At 67.0% G+C, this 24,729-nt stretch carries 14 protein-coding genes; 11 read left to right on the top strand and 3 right to left on the bottom strand.

Going from position 1 to position 24,729, the window contains the following annotated elements; all coding sequences use genetic code 11:
• Positions 1-110: 110 nt before the first annotated feature.
• Complete coding sequence (locus tag AAHK20_RS16105) at positions 111-1,238, top strand: ATP-binding protein (protein WP_449182465.1); 1,128 nt, start codon at positions 111-113, stop codon at positions 1,236-1,238.
• Positions 1,239-1,290: 52 nt separating this feature from the next.
• On the opposite strand, the gene AAHK20_RS16100 is transcribed toward AAHK20_RS16105, so the two are convergent.
• Positions 1,291-3,612: a patatin-like phospholipase family protein gene (locus AAHK20_RS16100; RefSeq protein WP_449182464.1), complete on the bottom strand. Its 2,322-nt coding sequence runs from the start codon at positions 3,610-3,612 to the stop codon at positions 1,291-1,293.
• A 253-nt stretch (positions 3,613-3,865) separates the two neighbouring features.
• Between AAHK20_RS16100 and AAHK20_RS16095 the strand changes: the two genes are divergently transcribed.
• The gene (locus AAHK20_RS16095; protein ID WP_449182463.1) at positions 3,866-6,328 is read left to right on the top strand and encodes a tetratricopeptide repeat protein; all 2,463 of its coding nucleotides are present in this window, start codon (positions 3,866-3,868) and stop codon (positions 6,326-6,328) included.
• On the opposite strand, the gene AAHK20_RS16090 is transcribed toward AAHK20_RS16095, so the two are convergent.
• Together AAHK20_RS16090 and AAHK20_RS16085 are read right to left on the bottom strand one after the other, a co-directional pair.
• Positions 6,226-7,689, bottom strand: a complete 1,464-nt coding sequence (locus AAHK20_RS16090) for a sulfotransferase family protein (RefSeq protein ID WP_449182462.1) — start codon at positions 7,687-7,689, stop codon at positions 6,226-6,228. The genes AAHK20_RS16095 and AAHK20_RS16090 overlap by 103 nt on opposite strands.
• Before the next feature lie 228 nt (positions 7,690-7,917).
• A complete protein-coding gene (locus AAHK20_RS16085; protein WP_449182461.1) occupies positions 7,918-8,997 on the bottom strand; it encodes a Leu/Phe/Val dehydrogenase in 1,080 nt (359 codons plus the stop codon).
• Positions 8,998-9,369: 372 nt separating this feature from the next.
• Here AAHK20_RS16085 and phaP point away from each other — a divergent pair, with 372 nt between their 5' ends.
• The 9 genes from phaP (at position 9,370) to AAHK20_RS16040 (ending at position 24,667) form a co-directional block, all read left to right on the top strand.
• The gene (phaP, locus tag AAHK20_RS16080) at positions 9,370-9,936 is read left to right on the top strand and encodes a TIGR01841 family phasin (RefSeq protein ID WP_449182460.1); all 567 of its coding nucleotides are present in this window, start codon (positions 9,370-9,372) and stop codon (positions 9,934-9,936) included.
• A 261-nt stretch (positions 9,937-10,197) separates the two neighbouring features.
• Positions 10,198-11,616, top strand: coding sequence for a GGDEF domain-containing protein (locus AAHK20_RS16075; RefSeq protein WP_449182459.1), 1,419 nt, complete (start codon positions 10,198-10,200; stop codon positions 11,614-11,616).
• A gap of 282 nt (positions 11,617-11,898) precedes the next feature.
• Positions 11,899-12,366 carry a cellulose biosynthesis protein BcsD gene (bcsD, locus tag AAHK20_RS16070; protein ID WP_449182458.1) on the top strand — a complete coding sequence of 156 codons (468 nt, stop codon included), beginning with the start codon at positions 11,899-11,901 and terminating at the stop codon, positions 12,364-12,366.
• 36 nt (positions 12,367-12,402) lie between these two features.
• Entirely contained in the window at positions 12,403-13,200 is a 798-nt protein-coding gene (bcsP, locus tag AAHK20_RS16065) for a cellulose biosynthesis protein BcsP (protein ID WP_449182457.1), read from the top strand.
• Complete coding sequence (bcsQ, locus tag AAHK20_RS16060) at positions 13,197-13,985, top strand: cellulose biosynthesis protein BcsQ (protein WP_449182456.1); 789 nt, start codon at positions 13,197-13,199, stop codon at positions 13,983-13,985. Before bcsP ends, bcsQ begins: the two co-directional genes overlap by 4 nt.
• Positions 13,982-16,240 carry a UDP-forming cellulose synthase catalytic subunit gene (bcsA, locus tag AAHK20_RS16055; RefSeq protein ID WP_449182455.1) on the top strand — a complete coding sequence of 753 codons (2,259 nt, stop codon included), beginning with the start codon at positions 13,982-13,984 and terminating at the stop codon, positions 16,238-16,240. The genes bcsQ and bcsA overlap by 4 nt, the downstream gene beginning before the upstream one ends.
• A gap of 3 nt (positions 16,241-16,243) precedes the next feature.
• Positions 16,244-18,676, top strand: coding sequence for a cellulose biosynthesis cyclic di-GMP-binding regulatory protein BcsB (gene bcsB, locus AAHK20_RS16050; RefSeq protein WP_449182454.1), 2,433 nt, complete (start codon positions 16,244-16,246; stop codon positions 18,674-18,676).
• Between the two features lies 1 nt (position 18,677).
• Positions 18,678-19,898 (top strand): cellulose synthase complex periplasmic endoglucanase BcsZ, encoded by a 1,221-nt coding sequence (bcsZ, locus tag AAHK20_RS16045; protein ID WP_449182453.1) that lies wholly within the window; start codon positions 18,678-18,680, stop codon positions 19,896-19,898.
• A complete protein-coding gene (locus tag AAHK20_RS16040) occupies positions 19,868-24,667 on the top strand; it encodes a cellulose synthase subunit BcsC-related outer membrane protein (RefSeq protein WP_449182452.1) in 4,800 nt (1,599 codons plus the stop codon). The genes bcsZ and AAHK20_RS16040 overlap by 31 nt, the downstream gene beginning before the upstream one ends.
• The last annotated feature ends 62 nt before the right edge of the window (positions 24,668-24,729 follow it).

Raw genomic sequence — 24,729 nt, 5'->3', positions numbered from 1 at the left:
GAGCGGCTGAGATTGCCGCCAAAAAGCGAGAATTATCCGATTCGATCCCTGACGATGCCTAGTCCAATTGGGCAATTCGCGACCCTTTGCCACGCTTTTGAGATGGCTTCATGACCCCGAACCCAACTCGACGACTTTCCGCTTTCCGCTATTGCAAGTGGCGCTGGCTACGCTTTCGGCGGACCTGGACCGACACGCGCGCCGACCGCATTCCGAGCTGGTCGAAGCTGTACTTGCGGGCCTATCTCAACCTGCTCGGCCTCGTGCTGCTCGTGCTGATCTGCACGTTCGCGGTGTTGGCGGCTGGCTTGAGCCCGGGCGTCGTCCGGCACGCGCTCGAAGCGCTGCCGGGCGGGGCGGCCGCGCTCGCATTGGTGGCCTTCGGCGCGCCGGCGCTTGCCGCCTATCGCTGGATCAGGCCGATCTGGCTCGATTTGGTGATGGTCCGCGAGCGCGCGATCGACTTCACGGGCGGGCGCTTCAACACCCGCGCGCGCGAATCGCACAGCGTGATCATCGGCCCGCTCGCGCGTACGCTCAACGCGCTCGCCATGCGCATGGAACGGCTGATCGCCGCGCAGCGCGATTTGACCAACGGCATCTCGCACGAATTGCGCACGCCGCTCGCGCGCGCCCGCTTCGCGCTCGAGATCCTGCGCGAGCCGTCGTCGGCGCATGAGTACGAGACCGCCGTGACGAGCATCGAGCAGGACATCACCGAGCTCGACGAACTCATCGCGATGAGCCTGACCTACGCGCGGCTCGAATACCTGTCCCTGCAGTCGCATCTCGAGCCGACTCCGCTCGCCGCATGGTTCGATGCTCAGGTCAAGGAGGCCAATCTGCTTTACGGCGACAAGTCGGTCACGCTGCAAGTCGAGATCGATCGCGGCGCGCGCGTGGCGATGGATAAGCGCTTGATGTCGTACGCGATGCGCAATCTGCTGCGCAACGCCGGCAAATACGCGAACTCGCAAATTCTCGTGACCGTCGCGATGGCGCACGGCAACGTCGAGATCGCGGTCGAGGACGATGGCGCGGGCGTCGCGCCCACCGAGCGGGAGCGTATCTTCGATGCCTTCGTGCGGCTCGATCGCAATACGGGCGGCTACGGGCTCGGGCTCGCGATCACGCGGCAGGTGCTGCACGCGCACAGGGGGCGCATCGTCGCGACCGAACCGCTGACGCTGCCGGGCGCGCGCTTCGAGCTCAGCTGGCCGGCGGGGAATCAGATTTGAGCAGGTCAGGGGCCGTTGGCGGCGCGAACGCGTGAACCGGCCCTGAGGCGCGTCAATACGTGTGACCGAGCTGGAAGTAGATGTTGCGCCGCCCGCCCGGCGCGAGCGCGATGCCGACGTAGAGCGGGCCGAACGAACTCGTCACGCTCGAAAAGAACGTGACGCTGCGCTTGAGCGGTCCGCTGCCGAACCTGTCGCCTTGGTCCCAGACGTTGCCGGCTTCGATACTCACGCCCGCAAAGAGGCCGCGCAGCGGCGCCACGTTGAACGTCATCAGCTGGTTCAGATACGTGACCTGGGCGTAGAGCAGCGAATTGCCGGAGAGCTGGTCGGCGGCATATGCGGACAGATGCTGGAAGCCGCCGAGCGTGAAGCCGAGCGGGTTGACCACGTTCACGCCGCCGATGTCGGCCCCCGCCTCGAGACTCGCGTTGATGCTGTGCCGGCCGAGGCTCGCGGCCACGATGGTCTTGCCGTAGAGCTCCGTGAACCGGTCGCTGCCGCCGAACGCGCTGCGCTCCACGTGCAGATCGGCGAAGTAGCCCTTGCGCGGGAACAGCGGATCGTCGAGCTGGTCGATGACGAGCCGGGCGCGCGCCGTGACTTGCCGCCCGTAGAAGTCGGGATAAATCAGCGCGTTGTCGCCCGCGTCGTCGAAGCTGTTGTAGACCGGCGATCCGTAGGCGTGGGCATAGGCGAGGCCGATGCGGAAGTCGCCGAGACGGCCGAGCGGCACGCCGAAATCCAGCCCCGCGCGCTCGGTCTGGATGTGGTACTGGTTCAGGCGAAAGCCGGTGTCGTTGTCGTAGATGTTCGCGAAGCGGCGCTGGAACTCGGCGTACGGCGCGACGTAGTAGCCGAACGAGGTCGACAGCGGCTGGCGCAATTCCGTGTGGAGACTGAGCAAATCGCTGCCGAGGATGCTGTCGACGCGCCACTCCAGCCCCGACGGCGTCAGCCACGGGCGGCGGTAGCCGAGATTCACGCGAAAGCCGCCCTGGTCGTCCGAGCTGCTCGACATGCCGAGACCGAACAAGAGGAAGTTCGGCCCCCACGATTTTTCGCGCGCATCGATGACGAGACGGTGATCCTCGCCGTCGTTGATCAATTGCTGCGTGACGCTCTCGAAGTCGCCCGAGGTCGTCAGCGCCTGCAGATCCTGGTTGACCTTGGCCGGGTCGTAGACGTCGCCGGGCTTCACGTGCAGGTGGTCGAGGATGCGCTTGGGCGGCACCCCGCCGTTCGATTCGACGACTACGCTCGTCACGCGAATCGGCACGGCGGGCAGCGGCGAGTGGGCGGCGCGATAGGCCGCGTACGCGTCGGGCGACAGCGCCAGGTGCTGGAGCTTGGGCAAGGCCGCGCGAGCGGCGGTTTCGCCCGCGGCGATCGCATCGCGCGCATTGGCGAAGTCGGTGAAGCTCAGATTGCCGAGCGACGGCTCGATCAGCACGTCGCTCGCGGTGAGCTGCGCGCGCTGGCGCGCGACGTTCTGGTGGATCAGGATGCCGAGCGTCTGCTGCATCACGTCGGCGGGCGACGACAGCGCATCGAGCGGACGCAGCGGCGAGCCGATATCGACCGCGACCACCACGCTCGCGCCCATGTCGCGCGCGGTTTCGATCGGCAGGTTGCTCACGAGCCCGCCGTCGACGAGCGTGACGCCGTCGATGTCCGCCGGCGCGAACAGCCCCGGCAGCGCCATGCTCGCTCGGATCGCCAGCGGCAACGAGCCGTGGTCCAGCACGACCTTGTCGCCGGTGCGCAGGTTGGTCGCGATCGCGCGGTACGGGATCGGGAGTTTGTCGAACGGCTGGTTGCCGGGCACGCTGGCGGTCCAGTCCTGCAGCAGCGCGCGGAAGCGGTTGCCTTGCACGAGACCGGCCGGCAGCTTCACGCCATCCGGCCCGAAGCCGAGGCTACCCACATAGAGACGCTCGTCCTCACGCTGCGATTGCGGCAATTCGGAGCGCTCGTTCACGTCGAAGGCGATGTCGGCGAGGTTGACGTTCTCGAGCCGCGTTTCCATCTCGGCCGCGCTCATCCCGCTCGCGTAGAGGCCGCCGACCACGGCGCCCATGCTCGTGCCGGCGATGCAATCGACCGGAATGCGATTTTCCTCGAGCACCTTGAGCACGCCGAGGTGCGCGTAGCCGCGTGCGCCGCCGCCCGACAGCACCAGGCCGACCGCAGGCCGCGCGGGTGTTTCGCCGATGACCTTGCAGACGTCCTCGGCCGCGGCCTCGCGTGGCGCGAACACGGCGAGAACGACGATGGCGAGCGCGGCCGCGCGCCGGGCCGGCCTAGCGGACGAGGCGGGACGGACGGATACCGCCAATCTTGTTGTTGTTTCTCGCAGCACCGGCCAGGCCATTTAAAACGGTTTAAATAAAAGGCCGAATATTACACATGATTACCTGGCAATTGATACGAGCGGGCCTTCGATCGGCCCGATTTTTTCCTTACCCAAGATGTGCGACAAATCTTGCTCCGCGGATTCGGCTTTGTAACGCGCAGTTAAACATCCGCCGCGTTTAATGCCCGAATTGGCCGCAGTTCCGCGTTTTGAATCTTCGATTGCCTTCTAAAATCCCCTTCTGTCCTGAATTGGAGAGAAGGCGATTCCCATGTCTGTCGACGAGCCTGTCAACGCGCGTTTCGAAGAGGCCAAGGCGCGGCACCTCACCGGCGACCTTGTGGCGGCCGGCGTCCTCTACCGCGAAGTCCTCGCTGCCCAGCCCAACCACCATGAAGCAATGTTCCGGACCGGCATTCTGGAGTGGCAAGCCGGGCGCGGCGGCGATGCGCTCGCGTGGCTCGACCGCGCGATCGAACAGCAGCCGGAAGCGGTGCGCTATCGAATCGGCAAAGGCCAGATTCTCGCCGCGCTCGGACGTCTCGACGAGGCCGCCGCCGCTTATCACAGCGTGCTCGCGCAGCAGCCGGAATCCGTGGATGCGTGGTTTGCGTTGGCATCGGTGCTGCAGGCCAAAGGGGCGTGGCAGGGGGCGATCGACGCGTACTCGGCCGTTCTCGCGCGCGAGCCGCAGCATCTCGACGCGCTCAACAATCTGGGCAACTGCCATCGCCTGCGTGGCGCGCTCGAATCGGCCGAAGACGCGTATCGCCGCGCGCTGGCGGTGCGGCCCGACTACGCGAGCGCCTTGGCCAACCTCGCGACGTTGATTCAGGCGCGCGGGCGCATCGACGACGCCATCGCGCTGCTGCGCGAGGCCATCGCGGCGGAGCCGGGCGTGGCCGCGCATCTCGTGAATCTCGGCGTCGCGCTCGGCGAACGGCGCCAGTTCGGCGAGGCCGCCTCGGCGCTCGAGCGCGCGCTCGCGATCGATCCGCGCGTTCCGGAGGCCGCCTACAACCTCGCGAACATCCTGCAAGCGCTCGGACGGCTTCCGGAAGCCGCGCTGCAATACGGCGCTGCGACCGCGTTGCGAGCGGACCACGCCGACGCCTTCAACAATCTCGGCAACGTCTGCCAGGCGCTGGGCGAGTATGCGGCGGCGGGCGAGGCGTTCGCCGCGGCGATCCGCATCCGTCCGTCGTTCGTGGCGGCGTTGAACAATGCGGGCAATCTCGCGCGCACGCTGGGGCGCCTGGACGAAGCCGAGGCGCAATATCGCAAGGCGCTCGCGGTCGACGCCACGCATGCGGTCAGCCACAACAATCTCGGCAATGTGTTCAAGGACACCGGCGCGCTCGACGAGGCCATCGACTGCTATCGCCGCGCGCTCGCCCACGACCCGGCCAACGTCATCGCGCACAGCAACCTGGCTTATGCGCTGACGTTCCAGAGCGAGGACGGGTACGCAATACGCGACGAATGCCTGCGCTTCGCCGAGCGGCACGAGGCGCCTTTTCGTGCGGATGGTGCGGACGGTGCGGCGCTGCCGGCCTATGCGAACGAGCGCGCGCCGTCGCGGCGCTTGCGCATCGGCTATGTGTCGGCGGATTTCCGCGACCACTGCCAGACGCTGTTCACGACGCCGCTGCTTGCGCACCACGATCACGCGGGCTTCGAGATCTTCTGCTATTCGAGCGTCGCGCGGCCGGACGACTACACGCGCCGGCTTGCCGCCCACGCGGATGTCTGGCGCGAGGTCGCCGAACTCGACGACGAGCAGCTCGCTCAACGCATCCGCGACGATCGGATCGACATCCTCGTCGACCTGACGATGCACATGGCGAATGGCCGTCCCTTGCTGTTCGCGCGCCGGCCCGCGCCGGTCCAGGTCGCTTGGCTCGCTTACCCCGGCACGACCGGCAGCGGCGCGATCGGCTATCGCCTGACCGACCCGTGGCTCGACCCACAAGACGCGCTGTACGTCGACAACCAATACAGCGAGCGCTCGATCCGCTTACCCGACTCGTTCTGGTGCTACGACCCGCTGACCGGCGCACTCGACGTCAACTCGCCGCCGGCCTTGAAAACCGGCCACATCACGTTCGGCTGCCTGAACAACACCTGCAAGCTGACGGACCACACGCTGCGGCTATGGGCCGGCGTGCTCGGTTTAGTCAGCGATGCGCGCCTGGTCCTGATGGCGGCGCCGGGCAGGGCGCGCGCACGGCTGACCGCGCGGCTCGCGGCGCACGGCATCGCGCCGGAGCGGGTGAGCTTTTGCGAATTCCGTCCGCGCGCAGCGTACCTCGCGACCTATCACGAGATCGATCTCGCACTCGACACGTTTCCGTACAACGGCCACACGACGAGCCTCGACGCGTTTTGGATGGGGGTGCCCGTCGTGACGCGCGCCGGACGCACGGCGGTCGGTCGGGGCGGCCTGAGTCAGCTTGCGAATCTGGGCCTGACCGAACTGACTGCGCAATCGGACGACGAATACGTGCGCATCGCCGTGCAATTGGCGAACGATCGGCCGCGGCTGGCGGCGCTGCGCGCGGGACTGAGGGCGCGGATGGAGCGCTCGCCGCTGATGGATGGCGAGCGCTTTGCGCGCGGCGTCGAGGGCGCTTATCGGCGGATGTGGGGCGAGTGGTGCGCGCAAGAGCCCGCCAGTTCAGGCCCCAGCGCATCGATGAGCGGCGCGATCGACGCCGCATCGGGCCGCTCGTAGACGAGCGAGCTCCGGTAGATCGGCTGCCGCACCTGCGTGGCGCTGGCGGTCGAGACCGGCCGCTTCGTCTTGTGAAACGCGAGGCAAGCGTCGTCCCATTCGAGCCCGCAATGGGCGACCACGCGGCGCGCCTCGCGCTCGACATCGTCGACGACGTCCTCGTACTGCACGTCGAGCAGCACGTCTTCGGGCAGCACCTCGCGCCAATGCGCCATGGTCTCGTGATACGCGCGATAGTAGCGGCCCAGTTCGCCGAGGTCGTAGCTGAAGGGCACGTCCTTGAAGAGCCTTGTATAGCACGACAGGCACGTCTCGACCGGCGAGCGGCGCGTGTGGATGAAGCGCGCGTTCGGCAGCGCGAGGTGAATCACGCCGGCGAGCTCGAAATTGAACAGCATCTTGTCGGTGATGCGTTGCCACGATTTCCTGCCGGCTGCCGCGTGACCGAGCCGCGTGAGATAGGCGGCGCCGATGGCGGAGAGCCGCTCGGGCGTCAGCATATCGAGCTCGCTTGGCGGCGAACCTGCGTGTTCCTCCGTCACGGTTGCATTGCCCGCCGCCGTCGCGCGGATCGCTTCGACGGCTTCGTCGAGCGTGCGGGAAAAATCGACACGCTCGCCGCCGCCGACCACTTGCGGGTGGCTCGCGAGAATCTGCTCGACGAGCGTCGAGCCGGAGCGAGGCATGCCGATAATGAAAATCGGCGTCTTCGAAGGATCGCCCTCGCCGGACCGGCGGCTCAGAGCATCGTGCGTGTATACGTTTCGGATCGATGCCAGCCGTTCGAGCGTGGCGGCTTCATCGTAGTCGACGTGGCGGCGGTGCCGCGTGTTGGCTTGCAGGAGATGCGCGAAGCCCCGCTCGCGCTCGCCCGCTTCGGTGAGCGCGAGTCCGAGCGCGAAATGCAGTTCGGTGCGATCTTCCGGCGGGGTTCGATCGGTATCCTGAACAAGCTGTTCCATGACGGCGAGGAGCGGATCGCCGGGCCGCATGCGCTTGGCCTGCACGTAGTTGCGGTAGTAAGACCCGTTGCGCGGTGCAAGCCGGAGCGCGGCTTCGTAAGCGGCGTGCGCTTCGGCTGCTCGCCCGCTCGCGTGCAGCGCGTTGCCGAGATCGTTGTACGCCTCGTGCAGCGACGGGTTGATCTCGATCGCCCGCCGATGGCAGCGAATCGCATCGTCGATGCGCGCGAATTCCTCGAAGGCTCGGCCCACGGTGTTGTAGAGCAGCGCGTCGTCGGTGCCGACTTCGATCGCGCGGCGATAGAGATCGAGTGCTTCGGCCACGGCGCCGCGCTCGGCGAAATGATTGGCGAACACGACGAGCTTCCAGGCTGGCAGCCGGCGCGCTTCGAGGGTCATGTTGTCGTGCCCGCGAAGCGGGTCCTCGTAATCGTACGGCGCGAAGTTTAGTCGCGATTGAGCTCGCTTAGCGCATCGGTTCGACGCGTGCTGATTTCAATCCGTTACAGCGGGATTGATAGCTTTCAACGCTGAAAAAAACGAAGCCGCTTCGCAAGGAAGCGGCTTCGGATTTAACGTGGCTCGATGCTTCACGCCACGCCATTTAGACAGGCGCCGGCTAAGCCTTTAGCTAGCCGCCGCGCGCTCGATCTTCTCGCGCGCCCAGCTCACCGCCGCGCGCGCAGGCGCTTCGCCGGTCTTCTCGACACGCTGCGCGAGCGCAAACAGCCGCTCGCGGATCTTGGCGACTTCGGCCATCACCGAGGCCTCATCGGTGCCGCCGAGATATTCGCGCGCGCAGCTGATGATGCCGCCGGCGTTGATCAGGAAGTCGGGGGCATAGAAGATGCCGCGGCTTTGCAGCGTGTCGCCTTCGGCGAGCGACGCGAGCTGGTTGTTCGCGCCGCCCGCGACGATGCGGAAGCGGCATTGCTCGGCCACTGCCGACGTGATGGCCGCGCCCAGCGCGCACGGCGCGAACACGTCGGCCTCGACGTCGACGATCTCCGCGGGCGTCACGGCTTGCGCGCCGAAGCGCTCCTTCGCGGTCGCGACCTTCGCGGCGTCGATGTCCGCCACGATCAGCTTCGCGCCCGCGTCGGAGAGCCGCTGGCACAGATCCCAGCCGACCGAGCCGAGCCCTTGCACGGCCACCGACACGCCCGCGAGACTGCTCTTGTCCATCACATACTGCGCGGCCGCCTCGATGCCGACGAACACGCCGTAAGCCGTCTTCGGCGACGGGTTGCCGCCGAACTCGCCCTCGCGCGGCATGCCGCTGATGTAGCGCGTTTCGGTCTGCGCCGCGCGCATGTCGTCCACCGTGGTGCCGACGTCTTCCGCCGTGATATAGAGGCCGTCGAGCGCTTGGACCGCGCGTCCGAACGCCTTGAAGAGCCGCGTGCGGTCGGTCTGCTCGGGCTTGCGCAGGATCACCGCCTTGCCGCCGCCGAACGGCAGGTCGGCGAGCGCGTTCTTGTACGCCATGCCTTGCGACAGACGCAGCGCGTCGACGAGCGCGTCCATGTCGTGTGCGTAGGTCCAGTAGCGGCAGCCGCCGAATGCGGGGCCGAGCGCGGTGCTGTAGACGGCGATGATCGACTGGAGACCCGAATGGGCGTCGGTGGTGAGGGCAATGCGTTCGTGGGCGGGGCCTTCCCCGGTGCCGAACAGGCTGGCGAGCCCGGTATTGAACTGGTTTGACAAAGCGTTGACTCCGTAGAGATGTAGAAGCCGAAGCGATAACTCCGTCTTCCTGTCACGCGGGCTCGGGTCGCGAGCCTGCGCAGTGGCGACGCCTGCCGTGAGGCGGAGGCGTCAGGCGGACAGCCGCGGGCAATTGTGTTGCCGCGATGCCGTCCGAAACGCGAGGTCCGGCGCTTGGCCGCGCTGGACCGGCGCCGGAGTGTAGCGCAAGTCGGCGAGGCGCCCATATCGGTAGCGCTACCGATTGTCCTAGCTATCAAGATCGCTAGGTCCTTCGTAATTTTGCGACTGATAGATTTGTACCGTTCGCTTAACACGCGATGACGCCAAGTCGATACTGCCCGCAAGAAGGGCGCTTTAGGGAGCGAGTCAATGAGCTATTGGAATCCGGAACACTACGCGGCGGCACAGCGCGCGAATCTCGAGACGTCGTTTGCTCTCGCCAATCACGCCTTTGAACATTTTCAGAAGGTGATCGAACTGAACTTCGACACCATCAAATCGGCCGCCGGCGAATCGCAAGAGGCCGTGCTTCATGCGGTGTCGAGCAAGAGCCCGCGCGAATGGGGCGCGCTGCGAGCGAACCCGTTGGAGCAGGCGGTCGCGCGCACGCAAGCCTACTACTCGCGCCTCTTCTCGATCGCGACTGCCGCTCAGGCGGAGTTCGCCAACGTCGCCAACGAACAGTACGCGGAGCAGCAGCGCCGTCTGCATCATTTCGTCGACGATGCCGGCCGCAATGTGCCCGCCGCAGCCGAGCCCGCGATTACGGCGTTGAAGTCGGCGATCAACGCGGCCAGCGCATGGTATGAGTCGACACGCCAGGCGACGCAGCAAGCGATCGAAGTCGCGGAAAACAATGTCGAGGCCGTCAACGCGGCCGTGTCGAAGACCACGAAGCGCGCTGCTGAACAAGCCGAGCGCGTCGCGGCGAAGTAGGCCGAAGCACCGAGCATCCTTTTGCGACGCGGTTGCAGCGCTTCCCGCTGCGACTGCGTCGTTTTTTCTTGTGGCAGCCCCTTCTTGTGGCAGCCCTTATGTAACGCGCGGAAATTCGAAAGGCGCTATGCCAATCGACTGGTATTGTCTTATCTTATCTCTATATTGATAAGGTAAAGTTCGAGTCCGGTTACAGGAGGCCGGGCCGAGGCGAGCCGTTCAGCCGGACTGCTGGAGACCATCTTCGAAGGGGACGCGAACATGAGCCTGAATAGCGCAACGAGCGCGGCGGTCATCGTGGAACCACCCGCCGGCATCCGCCATGTGACGCAAATCTACGGCCGTCTGCTCTTGATCGGATTCGCGCTCGCTCCGGCCTATCTGATCGCTTACCTGTACTACTTCCAGGACCCGTCCCTCAAGTTCGAAAACCATCTCTTCCATGAGATCGCGATTGCCGCGGCCACGCTGGAAGGGCTCTTCGTCACCTATGTGACCTGGCAGTGCTACCGCCTCTCGGGCGAGCCGATCCTGCGCTGGCTCACGCTCGGCTTTGCCGGCTTCGTCGTGATCTATACGCTGCACGGCGTCTTTACCGGCTTTTCGCATCGGAACATTTGGCTCTTCCTGCTGTACGGGCCGGCCTCGCGTTTCGTCATGTCGATCCTGCTGCTGGTCGGCCTCCTCTCATATAACTCGCCGCCTGACTCCGCGGCGAAGCGCTCGGACCCGTGGACGTGGGTGACGTGGCTCATCGGGTTCCTGGCCATCGATCTGTTCATCGCGGTGATCGCGTACTCGCCGTATGCTGGTTCGCTCGGCACGCGCTTGTCGATGGAGGGCGGGGCGCTCGTCGTCTCGCTCGTCAATGTCGCCCTGATGTTGTGGCGCCGGATCCGTTCGCCTCTGATGCTGATCTTCGGCATTTCGGTGATGTCGTTCGCGCTCTCGTCGCTCGCGTTCATTCTCGGCAAGCCGTGGAACCACATGTGGTGGCTCGCGCATGCGATCTTCGCGGGCGGGTTCTTCCTGTTGAGCTTCGGCGTCGTGCAGGCGTTTCACACGACGCGCTCGTTTTCGACCATTTACAGCCAGGACGAGCTGATGGCCCGCCTGGCGGAAGCGAAGGCGCGCACCGAAGCCGCGCTGCAGGAGCTGCAGCACACCAACCAGAAGCTCGAGCATCTGGCCGCGATCGATCCGCTCACGGGCGCGGTCAACCGGCGCATCTTTCTCGAGCGGGTCGAGACGGAAATCAGCAGGGTCAAGCGTGGCGAGGCGCCGTTCTCGCTGCTCGCGCTCGATCTCGACAATTTCAAGCGGGTCAACGACACCTTCGGGCATCAAGTCGGCGATTCGGTCCTCAAGGCGTTCGTGCAGACCTGCCTCGAAGCCATCCGGCCCTACGACGGCGTGGCGCGCGTGGGCGGCGAGGAGTTCATGGTCCTGCTGCCCCAAGCGGCGCTCGACGTCGCGCTGATGGTCGGCGAGCGGATTCGTATGGCTATTCAGGGCACGCGCTTCGAAGCGATGGGCGTCGACGGGGTGTCGGTCACCGTCAGCATCGGCATCTCGCAGTTCGGGCAGGACGGCAATTCGCTCGATACCGTGCTGCGCGCAGCCGACCAGCGGCTTTATCGCGCGAAAAGCCATGGGCGCAACTGTGTAATCGCCGTATAGGGGCGCCCGGCTAGGGGGGCCGCCTTGAGGCACCCGGCTAGGAGCGCTCGACGGCCGTTTAGGCGCCAATTGTTTGCCTGTTTCCGTTATTTATTTGTTGCGCGCATGCATCGATTAACTTTTTTGAGACATTCCGCAATAAAATCGCGGGGCGGTTAATAAGCCGAAACCAGGGCGGGCGCAAATCAAGCCGCCCGCCGCGCACCGCCAAGCAAATCGCGGCAGATCAACGCAAACCGGGGTGTCCTTTGCTGGGCGCTCATTTTCGTCATGCAAGCACCTATGTCCGCGATCGTCAGCTACTTCGCTGAGCAACAACCGTCAACGCAATGGCGAGATTTCCTGAGCGCGCTCGCTCAGGAATTCGAGGCTCAGCTTGACGCGGCCCAGTTGCGCCAGCTCATGGCGCGCGTAGGCGAGCGCTTCGCGGCGAACCACGCGGTGGGCGAATGCGACAGCCTCGATGCGTTCGCCGCGGCGCTGAACGCGATCTGGCGCGAACTCGACTGGGGCTTCGTGGACCTCGTCGAGACCGACGACCATCTGGCCATCCAGCATTTCTGCGCGCCGCTCGCCGCGTTCGGACCGAATTCCCAAGCCTGGACGCCGGGCTTTCTCGAAGGCGCCTACCAGTATTGGTTGCGCGAACTGGGCGCGAGCAGCGCCTTGGCGTTGACCCAAGTGGCCGTGGACAACCCTCTGGCACTGGAGTTTCGTCTGGCGAACGAGGAGGCCGATCATCGAAGCTAGGGCAAGCCAGGCGAGGCAGCGTGAAGGGGGATGTCAATGAGTGTGTCGGACGATATCGGCAATCTGTTCAGGAAGTTCGGCGGCAATGCCGATGCCTACCAGGAAGTGGCGCGCGACGACGAGTCACAGATCGCGCGCGCCCGCTGGCCGCTGTTGGCTTCCCTCGATGTCGAAGCGCACCAGGACGTGCCGACGGTGAGCGTTCGGACCACGAGCGCGGCCGGCCAGATCAAGTCCGTGCAGCCTGCTGCGGCGAAGCCCGTGCGTCCGGCATCGAAGCTGCCGCTGTTCGCGCGCGGGCACCGTCACGCGACTACGCCCGTTCCGGCTGTCGCTGCGGCTCCGCGCGTCGTGGGCGCGCCGCGCTTTGCGCCGGCGGTGAAGGTCGAGGACGAGCCGGAAGCGACCGGTCCGGCAGCGCCGGCACAGCCGTCCGCGAGTCAATTGATGAATCCGGCGCCTGTGGCATCGGCAGGTGAACGGCAAGCTGCGGCGGCGAAGGGCATCTTGGGCCGCGCCGCTTCGACAGCTTCCACCGATAAGGCGGTTGCTGTGGCTCCCTCGACTCCGGTTGCCGCGACTCCAGCTAGCATGGCTCCCGCGCCCACATCCGCACCCGCCGCGAATTCGATCCTCGGCCAGATGTTCCGGGCCACGCCAGCGCCGGCCGTGGCCGAGCCCGAAGTCAAAGGCGATCTGTCGCGCCTCTTCCGCCGCCTCGAAACGCCCCGCGAGCCTGAGCCGGCCTCCAAAGCCCCAGCCACCGGAGCGCCGGTCGCCGGCAGCAACATCCTCGGCCGAACGCGCTTCGACGCCGCGCGCAAGCAGTCATGAACGTAGTCGCGGTGGTTTCAGCCAAGGGCGGCGTCGGCAAAACGACGTTGGCCGCCAACCTCGCCGCGGTGCTCGGCGCACCGGGTCGGCGCGTGATCGCGCTCGACCTCGATCCGCAGAACGCGCTGCGGCTGCACTTCGGCATGCCGCTCGACAGCATCGAGGGCATCTCGCGCGCGACGCTCGCCCAGGAGCCGTGGCATAGCACGATGTTCGACGCGCCCGACGGCGTCACCGTGCTGCCGTACGGCGCGCTCAACGAGGACGACCGGCGCGTCTTCGAAAAACGCCTCGATTCCGAACCGGAGCTGTTCACCTCGGCGCTTGCGGCGCTGTCGCTCGAACCCTCCGATATCGTCCTGATCGATACGCCGCCTGGCGCGTCGGTGTACACGCGCGCGGCGCTCCTGAACGCCCAATTCGCGGTGAACGTGGTGCTGCCCGACGCCGCGTCGTATGCCGCGATCCCGCTCATGGAGCGGCTGATCGACGCCTACGCGGCGCCGCGCCCCGATTTCCGCGGTTATGGCTACGTGATCAATCAGGCGGATCAGTCGCGCCAATTGACCAAGGACGTCGTGAAGGTGCTGCGCGGCTCGCTCGGCGCGCATCTGTTTCCGGGCGTCGTGCACGAAGACCAGGGTGTGAGCGAAGCGCTCGCCTACGACACGACCGTCATCCACTACGATCCGCTCAGCCAGGCCGCCGCCGATTTCCGCGCTTGCGGCGATTGGCTGCTCGCGAGGCTCGCGGGGCAGCGGGCGCTGCCGAGGAGCGTCGCATGAGCACCGTATCGCGCGAGGCGGGGGCGGGCCAATCCACTGCGCGGGATTCCGGCTCGACGGCAAAAGCGTCCGAGCGCCAGTCGCGCTTCGCACGCTGGTCCAAGCGCTTCGTCGACGCGGGCGTGTGGGGCAGCTGGCCGGTCGCGGCGCTGCTGTTCGTGTTCGCGATCGCCGCGCTGTACCTCGTGTTCACGGTGCCGATGTCGCTCACGCAGCAGCTGATCTTCGCGACCTGCTGCTTCGTCTGCGCGCTCTTGTTCCGGCGCGCCGACGGACGCTTCGCGACGCTCGTGATGATCATGCTCTCGGTGATCGCGTCCGGCCGCTATATGTATTGGCGGCTCACCGAGACGACCTACTGGGAGCATCCGGTCGACGTGATCTGGGGCGTGCTGCTGGTATCGGCCGAGGTCTACTCGACGATCGTGCTGCTGCTCGGCTACTTCCAGACCGCGTGGCCGCTCAAGCGCTCGCCGGTCGCGTTGCCCGCCGACCGCAGCGCCTGGCCGACCGTCGACGTGTTCATCCCGACCTACAACGAGCCGCTCTCGGTCGTGAAGCCGACGATCTACGCGGCGATCGCGCTCGACTACCCGAAGGACAAGCTCTCGATCCACGTGCTCGACGACGGCCGCAGGCCCGAGTTCAAGGCGTTCTGCGAGGAAGTCGGCGTCGCCTGGACGATCCGCTCGCACAACCGCCACGCGAAGGCGGGCAACATCAACGAAGCGCTCAAGATCACGACGGGCGAGTACTTCGCGATCTTCGACTGCGATCACATCCCGACCCGCTCGTTCCTGCAGATCGGCCTCGGCTGGTTCCTGCGCGACAAGAAGCTGTCGATGTTGCAGACGCCGCACCATTTCTTCTCGGCCGACCCGTTCGAGAAGAACCTCGGCACGTTCCGCAAGGTGCCGAACGAGGGCGAGCTGTTCTACGGGCTCGTGCAGGACGGCAACGACTTGTGGAACGCGACGTTCTTCTGCGGCTCGTGCGCGCTGCTCAGGCGCACGATGGTGGAGGAGGTGGGCGGCATCGCGGTCGAGACCGTGACCGAGGACGCGCACACCGCCTTGAAGCTGCACCGCCTCGGCTACACGACCGCGTATCTCGCGATCCCGCAGGCCGCGGGCCTCGCGACCGAAAGCCTCGGCGGCCACATCGGCCAGCGCATCCGCTGGGCGCGCGGCATGACGCAGATTTTCCGCATCGACAACCCGCTCACGGGGCGCGGCCTGTCCTTCGGGCAGCGGCTCTGCTATCTGAACGCGATGATGCACTTCTTCTACGGCATCCCGCGGCTCATCTTCCTGACCGCGCCGCTGTCGTTCCTGTTCTTCGGCGCGCACGTGATTCAGGCGGCGGCCAGCATGATCGCGATCTACGCGCTGCCGCACATGATGCACGCGAGCATCACGAACTCGCGCATGCAGCGCCAGTTCCGGCACTCGTTCTGGGCCGAGGTCTACGAATCGGTGCTCGCGTCGTACATCACCGCGCCCACCTTGCTCGCGCTCATCAACCCGAAGCTCGGCAAGTTCAACGTGACGGCCAAGGGCGGCAAGATCGAGGAGCAGTACTTCGACTGGGCGATCTCGCGGCCTTACCTGATCCTGCTGGTGCTGAACCTGATCGGCTTCATGGTCGGCATCGTCCATATCGCGATGAACATGCAGTCGCAAAGCGAAGTGCAGACGACGGTGCTCAATCTCGCGTGGACCGGCTACAACATGCTGATTCTCGGCGCGAGCGTGGCCGCCGCGCGCGAGCAGCGCCAGGTGCGCGGCGCGCACCGCGTGGCGATGACCGTGCCCGCGGCGCTGCGCTTCTCGACCGGGCGCACGCTGGCGTGCGAGACGATCGACTACGCCGAGGGCGGCGTGGGCCTGCGCCTGCCCGCATCGATCGAAATTCCGATGCACGAGAAAGTGAGCGTGTCGCTCTTTCGCGGCAACGAGGAATTCGTGTTCCCGGCCTCCGTGACGTTCACGGCGCCGGGGCGTGTCGGCCTGCAGTTCGCGCCGCTCACGCGCGAACAGGAACTCGACTTCGTGCAGAGCACGTTCGCACGGGCGGACGCCTGGACCAACTGGGCCGAGGGGCGTCAGGCCGACGCGCCGCTGCGCGGTCTCATGCATGTGATGCGCGTCGGCTGCGCGGGCATCACCGGGCTCTTCGAACACATTTACTCCGACTTTCAGAAGGCTCGGCGCATGCGCCGGCTGCGTGCCGGCGAGGCAAAGGACCAGAGCTGATCTATGGGGAAGGCAGGGCTTGCGGCGGTGATGGCCGCGTTGTTAGCGATTGCAGTCGGTACGGCGGTTGCGCAAGACAAGACCGGGGCCGGGGCGGCTTCGGCGACGGCGGCGAATGCGGCCGCAGCGAGTGCTTTGGGCGCGTCGGGGGCGGCGCCGCTCGGCCCCGCCATTCCGCTCATTGCGCAGCCCGGCGGCCAGGCCGCGCTCGCGACGCCGGCCGCGCCGTTGCTCGCCGCGATCCCGCGCAACCAGCGCAGCGCGATGCCCACCACGGCCGACGACGGCACGATCGTCTCGGGCGGCCGTCGCCAGAGCTTCACGTTCCAGCAGCTCGGCGCGCTCGATCCGCTGCAGTTGCGCGGCGTCGAGAGCCAGAACGGCGTGCCGTTCTCGGTGCGGGCCGACGAGGTGGTGACGGGCGCGACGCTGCACCTGATCTATAGCTACTCGCCGGCGCTGTTGCCGGAGGTGTCGCATCTGAAGGTGCTCATGAACGGCGAACCGGTCGCGTCGCTGCCGCTGCCGCGCGAGCAGGCGGGCGTCCTGGTGTCGCGCGACGTGCCGATCGAGCCGCGCTTCATCACTGAATTCAACCACCTGAACATCCAGCTGATCGCGCACTACACGCACGCCTGCGAAGATCCGCAGAACAGCGCGCTATGGGCGACGGTCAGCAACGCGAGCACGCTCGACCTCTCGTTCGGCGAGCTGCCGGCCAAGGCCGATCTCGGCGCGCTGCCGCTGCCGTTCTTCGACCGCCGCGACATCCGCCGACTGGAACTGCCGTTCGTCTTCGCGCAGCACCCGGGCACGGGCACGATCGAAGCGGCCGGCATCGTCGCGTCGTGGTTCGGCGCGCTTGCTGGCTACCGCGGCGCGCTGTTCCCGGCGCAGACCGACAACGCGCCGCTCTCGGGCAACGCCGTGGTGTTCGCGACGAGCGACGAGAAACCCGCCGGCGTGACGCTGCCGGAGATTCAAGGGCCGATGCTCGCGATCGTCGATCGCGCGCCGCCCGCGCGCGGCAAGCTGCTGCTCGTGATGGGCCGCGACGCGCGCGAGCTGAGGACGGCGGCGACGGCGCTCGGCATCGGGCAGGCGGCGCTGTCGGGCGCGAGCGAGACGATCTCGAACTTGTTGCCGGTCAAGCCGCGCATGCCCTACGACGCGCCGAACTGGCTGCCGACCGACCGCCCGGTGCGCTTCGGCGAGCTCGTCGATCTGCGCGACTTGTCGGTCACCGGCTACAACGCCGACGTCGTGCGCGTGAACCTGCGCATCGCGCCCGATCTGTTCACGTGGCGCACGAAGGGCGTGCCGATCGACCTGCATTTCCGCTACACGGCGCGGCCGGCGCCGGATCGCTCGACGCTCAACATCAGCGTCAACAACGACTTCGTGCAGGCGCTGCGGATTCCGGCGCAATCGGCGTCGATGCTCGATCTCGGCCGCTATCTGAACCGCATGCTGCCGGACAACACGGCGCCGGCCGAGCACCGGGTCTTCCTGCCGCCGCACTTGCTGACGTCGCAGGCGCAATTGCGCTTCCACTTCTTCTACGACATGCCGAAGACCGGCGAATGCCAGGGGCAGATCATCGACAACGTGCGCGGCGAGATCGACCCCGATTCGTCGATCGATCTGTCGTCGTTCCCGCACTACATGGCGATGCCGGACCTGGCCGCGTACGCGAACAGCGGCTTCCCGTTCACGCGGATGGCCGATTTGTCCGAGACGGCCGTGATCCTGCCGAACGACGCGAACGGCAGCGACTACAGCCTGCTGTTCGCGGCGATGGGGCGGATGGGCGCGTCGACCGGCTACCCGGTGACGGGCGTGACGGTCGCCTACGCGGGTGACGTCGATAAGATCAAAGATAAGGACCTTCTTTTGATCGGCGCGCCCGGCAAGCAGCCGCTCCTCGCCACCTGGCAAAAGGCGATGCCGTTTTCGGGCGCCGACGAAGGCCGCACGTTCCAGCTCTCGGACGTCGAGTACCGCTTGAACGGCTGGTGGAACGGCGATCGCGGCGCCGAGCGCGCGGCGGCGCGGGCGGATCTGTCGCTCGTGAGCGCGTCGGGCGATGCGCTCATTACCGGCTTCGAGTCGCCGCTGCAAAAGGGCCGCAGCGTGGTCGCGCTGATCGGCGCGGCGGGGCAGTCCGACTCGGACCTGACCTCCGCGCTGCTCGACCCCGATCTCGTGCGCGAGATCCAGGGCGGCATGACCGTGATCCACGGACGTACGTTGGAGACCGTGTCGAACGGGGACATCTACTACGTCGGCAAGCTGCCGGTCGTCGAATACCTGCGCTGGGCGTTCTCGACCCATCCGATTCTCTTGATGCTGGGTGGCCTGATCGCGGCGTTGATTCTCGCGGCGCTGTGCTACCGCGTGCTGCGCGGGATCGCCGCGCGCCGGCTGGGGGATTGAGATGCGAGACCGCGCTTTCCCCGTGCCGTCGCAACTGGCCCGGGCCACCGTGGCTGCGTTGACCGCGACCGTTTCTTTCGCGGCCTGCGCCTCGAGCGCCGCCCCGTGCGGCGACTGGCCCGCCTACCGCGAGTTCGTCTCGAAGCTCGTGCAGGCCGATGGCCGCGTGATCGACTACTCGGTGCCGCAGCAGCAGACCACGTCCGAAGGGCAGTCGTACGCGCTGTTCTTCGCGCTCGTCGCCAACGACCGCGCGACCTTCGACAAGCTGCTGCAATGGACGCGCACGAATCTCGCGGACGGCCGCTTCGACTCGAGCCACGTCACGCTCCCTGCCTGGCACTGGGGCAGAAAACCCGACGGCTCGTATGGCGTGCTCGATCCGAATTCGGCGTCGGACGCCGACCTGTGGATTGCCTACGACCTGTTCGAAGCCGGACGGCTGTGGCGCGAACCGGCCTACACGAAGCTCGCCTACGCGCTCGCGACGCAGATCGCGCAGCAGGAAGTGACGAACCTGAACGGCCTCGGGCCGATGCTGCTGCCCGGCAAGGAAGGCTTCCAGAACGGCGGCACGACGCGCGTGAATCCGAGTTATTTGCCGCTGCCGGTGTTGCGCGCGCTCGCGGGCCAGATGCCCTCCGGCCCCTGGTCGAAGCTCGCCGACAACGCTTACGCGCTCGTCAAGACCACCGCGCCGCGCGGCTTCGCGCCCGATTGGGCCGCGTATCGAGGCAACCAGTTCATCGTCGATCCGGAGAAGGGCGACGTCGGCAGCTACGACGCGATCCGCGTCTATCTGTGGGCGGGGCTCGCCGCACCGGGCGATCCGCTCGCGAAACCGTGGCTCGCCGCGCTTGGCGGGATGCGCGAGCAGATCGCGTCGACCGGCGTGCCGCCCGAGCACGTCGCGACGACGAGCGGCGCGACCAAGGGCGAAGCGCCGCTCGGCTTCTGGGCCGCGCTGCTGCCGTACTTCAACGCGCTCGGCGACGCGCGCGCGGCTGGCCTCGCGCAAGCCCATCTGGCGTCGTTCTGGACCCCGGCGGCTTCCGCCAACGGACAGACGCCGCATAACAACAATCAACCGCCTTATTACGATCAAGTGCTGACTTTGTTCGGCACGGGCGCCGCCGAGGGCCGCTACCGCTTCGATGAAGCGGGCCGTCTCGTGCCGCGCTGGGAGACCTCATGCCAATCCGCCACCGCCCGCGCATCCTGAGCGCCGCTGCTTTAGCGCTCACCGCCATCGCGGCAACGGGCGCCGTCCACGCCGCCGATCCTCCAGCCAGCGCCGCTTCAGCCGCAGGCACGCCGCTCGCCGTGCTCGTGCAACAGGGCAAGTACTGGCAGGCGCACCGCCGCGGCGACCTCGCGCAACAGGCGTGGCTCAAGGTCTTGCGCATCGACCCGAAGCAGCCCGACGCGCTTTACGGCATGGGCATGCTGCTCGCCGATCAAAAGGACGGCAGCGGCGCGCAGCAATATCTCGCGCGTCTTCGGCAAGCGGCGCCGGACTATCCGGGCATCGACGATCTCGCCTCCCGCCTCGGCGAGACGAGCGTGCGCAACCAGGAGATCAACGACGCGCGCCGGCTTCAGCAGACGGGGCAGGCGGCGTCGGCGGTGCAGGAGTACAAGCAGGCGCTCGCCGGCAAGCCCGCTTCGCCCGAGCTGCAGATGGAGTATTACCAGGCGCTCGGCTCGACGCCGCAAGGCTGGGACGAAGCGCGCCAGGGGCTCGACGCGCTCGCGAAGGCGCATCCGGAAGACCCGCGCTTCCAGCTCGCGTACGCGCAGCACCTCACGTATCGCGAGTCCGACCGGCGCCAGGGGATCGCGCTGCTCGCGCAGCTCTCGAAGGACGCGACCGTCGGCAGCGCCGCGCAGGCGAGCTGGCGGCAGGCGCTGCTGTGGCTCGGCGCACGCCAGTCTGACCTGCCGCTTTATCAAGCGTATCTTGCGGTCGCGCCGGACGATCCGGCCGTGAAAGCGCGCTTCGATGCGATGACGTCGCAAGACAAGGCCGTGCGCGAGCGGGCGCTCCAGTCGGCGGCGTCCGACGCGCGCGGGCGCACGATCGGCGAGGGCTTCGCCGCGCTCGACAAGGGCGAGTTGAGCACCGCGCGGGCGAAGTTCTCGTCGGTGCTCGCCAACTCGCCGAACGACGCGGATGCGCTCGGCGGCATGGGCGTCGTGCTGCTGAAGCAGGAGCAGTTCGCGCAGGCGCGCGACTATCTGCAGCGCGCCTCGCAGGCAGGCGGCGCCGCGCGCTGGCGCGACGCGCTGAATAGCGCGACCTACTGGACCTACACGAGCGAGGCGATCGGCGCGCGCAGCAACGGCGACACCGCGAAGGCGAAGACGCTGTTCGAGCGCGCGATCGCGACGAATCCGACCGACGTCACCGCGCAGGCGCTGCTTGGCGACATGCTGCTCGCGAGCGGCGACGCGCGCGGCGCCGAAGCCGCGTACCGGATGGTCCTGCGCCGCCAGTCCGGCAATCCCGATGCGATCCGCGGCCTGGTCGGCGCGCTGGCCGCTCAAGGGCGCGGCGACGAGGCGCTCGCGTTCGCGAATCAATTGAGCGATGCAGAGCGCGCGAAGGCGGGCGGCGCGAACGCCCTGCGCGGCCAGGCCGAAGCGGCGCAGGGCCGCGCGGCGCTGGCGCGCGGCGACCTGGGCACCGCGCGCACGTCGTTCGAGGACGCGCTCCTCAACTCGCCCGACGACCCCTGGCTGCGGCTCGACCTCGCGCGCATCTACGTGCAACAGGGCGCCCTGGCCAATGCGCGCAGCATCATGGACGGCCTGCTCGCGAAGCATCCCGACATGCCCGACGCGCTCTACGCGAGCGCGCTGCTCGCCGCCGAGACGCAGGATTGGTCGTACGGCCTGGGCCAGCTCGACAAGATTCCCGTCGACAAGCGCACGGCCGCCATGACGACGCTGCAGCACCGGCTCTGGGTGCATCAGCAAGCGGACCGGGCGACGGCGCTCGCGCGCATGGGACAGCCCGCGCAAGGGCATGCGCTGCTGGTCGCGGCCGAGCCGGTCGCCGGAAACGATCCGGAACTCGCCGGCGTGCTCGCGACGGCTTATATCGCGACCGGCGACGCGAACCGCGGCCTCATGCTGATGCGCAACGTGCTCGCGCTGACTCCGTCGGATGCGGGCGCGCTGCTCCAATACGCGGGACTCCTGCTCAGCACGCAGCAGAATGCCGAACTCGGCTCGGTGATGCAGCGTCTGGCCGCGATGCCGTTGAATGCGCAGCAGCGGACTGATTTCGACAAGATCAACCTCGCGATCGTCATCCGCCAAGCTGATACCGTGCGCCAGTCCGGCGATCTTGCGAACGCCTACGAAGTGCTTGCGCCGTGGCTCGCCGCGCGCCCCGACAATCCCGATCTGCAAGCGGCGCTCGGCCGTCTGTACACGGCTTCGGGCGACGATCGCAACGCGCTCGCGTGCTACCAGATGGCGCTCGCGCAACGCTCCGACGATGCCGGCCTGTGGGTGGCGGCGATGAGCGCGGCGGCGTCGGCGAAGGATTTCAATTACGCGGAGACGGCGGCCAATAGGGCGCTGAGGCTCACGCCGAACGATCCGCAAACGCTCGCTGCCGTGGGCCGGATGTACCGCGCGCAAGGCAAGAACACGCTGGCGGCGGAGTATCTGCGGCGCTCGCTGCTCGCGCAAAACGCGCCCGCCGTGACCGCGATGAACAACGGCGCGCAGCGCGTGCCGCCGGGCTGGACGTTTCCGTATCAGCAGAAAGGGCCGATCCCGCTGCCCGGCACCAATCCGTTTGCCGGCAAGACCGCCGTCGATGCAAACGGCGCGGCCCCCACCTCGTACCCGACCCAAACCATGCCCGCCTATACCCCGCCAACGGTGCCGGCACCGTACGTCGCGCCGGCGGCGCCCGCCGCGCCCGTCAATTCGTATGCGCCGCTCGCGCCGCAGTCGGCCTCTTACGCACCTGGCGCCGCAGGCTACGCAGGTGGCGGCTACGGGCCTGATCCATACGGCGAATCGCAAGCGGGCGCGAGCGGGGTCGCGCCGGGACAGCCTTATCCGGGGCAGGCGACGGGTGGTGGCTATGCGCCTCAGCAGCCAGCCTATGCGCCGCCGCAACAGAATTACGGCCAGCCCGCGCCGTACGGACAGGCGGGTTATGCGGCGCCCGCGCCCGCCTATAGCGATACGCCATGGCCGACCGCGCCCCAGCAGGGGTACGGCCAACCGGGATACGCCGGTGCGCCGGCTGCCAAAGGTGCGAGCGCCAAGAATTCGAAAACCGCACGCAACGGGACGAAGCAAACGGCACGGACGGCGGTCGCACAGAACGGCTATGCGAATCCGTATCCGCAGCAGGGCTACGGACAACAACAGGCTTATGGGCAGCCGGGGTATCCGCAGCAGCCCTATGGACAACCCGCGTATCCGCAACAGGGGTATGGCCAACCGGCGTATCCACAGCAAGGTTACGCGCAGGCGCCTTATCCGCAGCAGCCCTATCAGCCGCAGCCATATGGTCAGCAGCAGGGCTACGGGCAACCGGCGCAATCGGCGTATGCGCAGCAGACTTACGGGCGTCAGCCGTATCAGCCGAATTATCCGAGCCAGCAGCCGTATCAGGGCTACGTGCCGACGCCGCCCGCGCCTTACCCGGCTCAGAGCGCGGCTCAGAACCCGAACGCCGCGTACGCTCAGACGGGGTCCACCGCCGCACAAGCTGGCAACGCGGGCTACGCCCCGCCGACCGGCGCCGCCGCGCAGCAGTTGAGCGTGCAAGAGGAGCTGGCGCAGATCAACCGCGAACAGGCGAGCACGGTCTCGGGCGGCGTGCTGTTCCGCAATCGCACGGGCGAAGACGGCCTGTCCAACCTGACCGATATCGAGGCGCCGGTCGAAGGCCGCATTCATGCGGGCGACGGGCAGGTGGTCGTGCGCGTGACGCCGGTCACGCTCGACGCGGGCACCGCGGCCACCGACGCGAACACGCAATCGCGTTTCGGCGTCGCCGCAGCCGCGAAGTCCGGCGTGACTCCGACGCCCGGCTCGCAGGATGCGAGCGGTGTCGGCTTTTCGCTCGGCTACGAGAACCGCTACGTGAAGGCCGATATCGGCTCGACGCCGATCGGTTTTCGTGAGACGAACGTGGTTGCCGGGGTGCAGTACAGCAACGCGATCACCGATCAGACTTCTTACTCGCTCGCGGCGTCGCGGCGTCCGGTCACCGATAGTCTGGTGTCGTACGCAGGGGCGAAGGTCACGGACGGCAGCGGCAATTCGTTCACCTGGGGCGGCGTGCTGAACAACGCGCTGCGCGGCGATCTGTCGTGGGACGACGGCACGAGCGGCGTCTACGTGAACGGGCAGTTCCAGTACCTGACCGGCGATCACGTCCAGGACAACACAGGCGGCAAGGGCGGCGGCGGGTTCTATACACGGATCGTGAAGTCGACCGACATGACGTTCACGGCCGGCGTGAACACGACGATCATGGGCTACACAAAGAACGAGTCGTATTTCACATACGGGCAGGGCGGCTACTTCAGTCCGCAGCTTTACGTGATCTTGAACTTCCCGCTCGAGCTGACGGGCAGGAACGGGCTCTTTACTTATGACCTGAAGGGCTCGATCGGGGCGCAGCACTTCCGTGAGTCGACGGCATCGTATTTCCCGACCGACTCGACGTTGCAGAGCGCCGCCGCGAATTCGCAGACAGGCAGCGCCGTCGACTCGGGCGCCGTCTACGCGGGATTCAGCAAGACCGGCTTCGCCTACTCGCTCTCCGCGACTGGCGAGTACCAGCTCGCGCCGCAGTTGGCCGTCGGTGCGACCGCGTCGCTCGGCAATGCCTATCAGTACCGCGAATGGGTCGCCGCGGTGTATGTGCGCTATGCGTTCACCAAGCAAGGCGGTATCCCGGCGTTCCCGCCCTCGCAGCTGACGTCGCCGTATTTGCCGTTGACGAATTGACGCTTTGGTTTAGCCGCGTAGTTTGATTTTCCGGATCCCTCGAAACGATGAGTTTCGGGGGA

Source organism: Trinickia camelliae (assembly GCF_053525655.1).
This window is presented reverse-complemented; position numbering and strand designations above follow the sequence as displayed.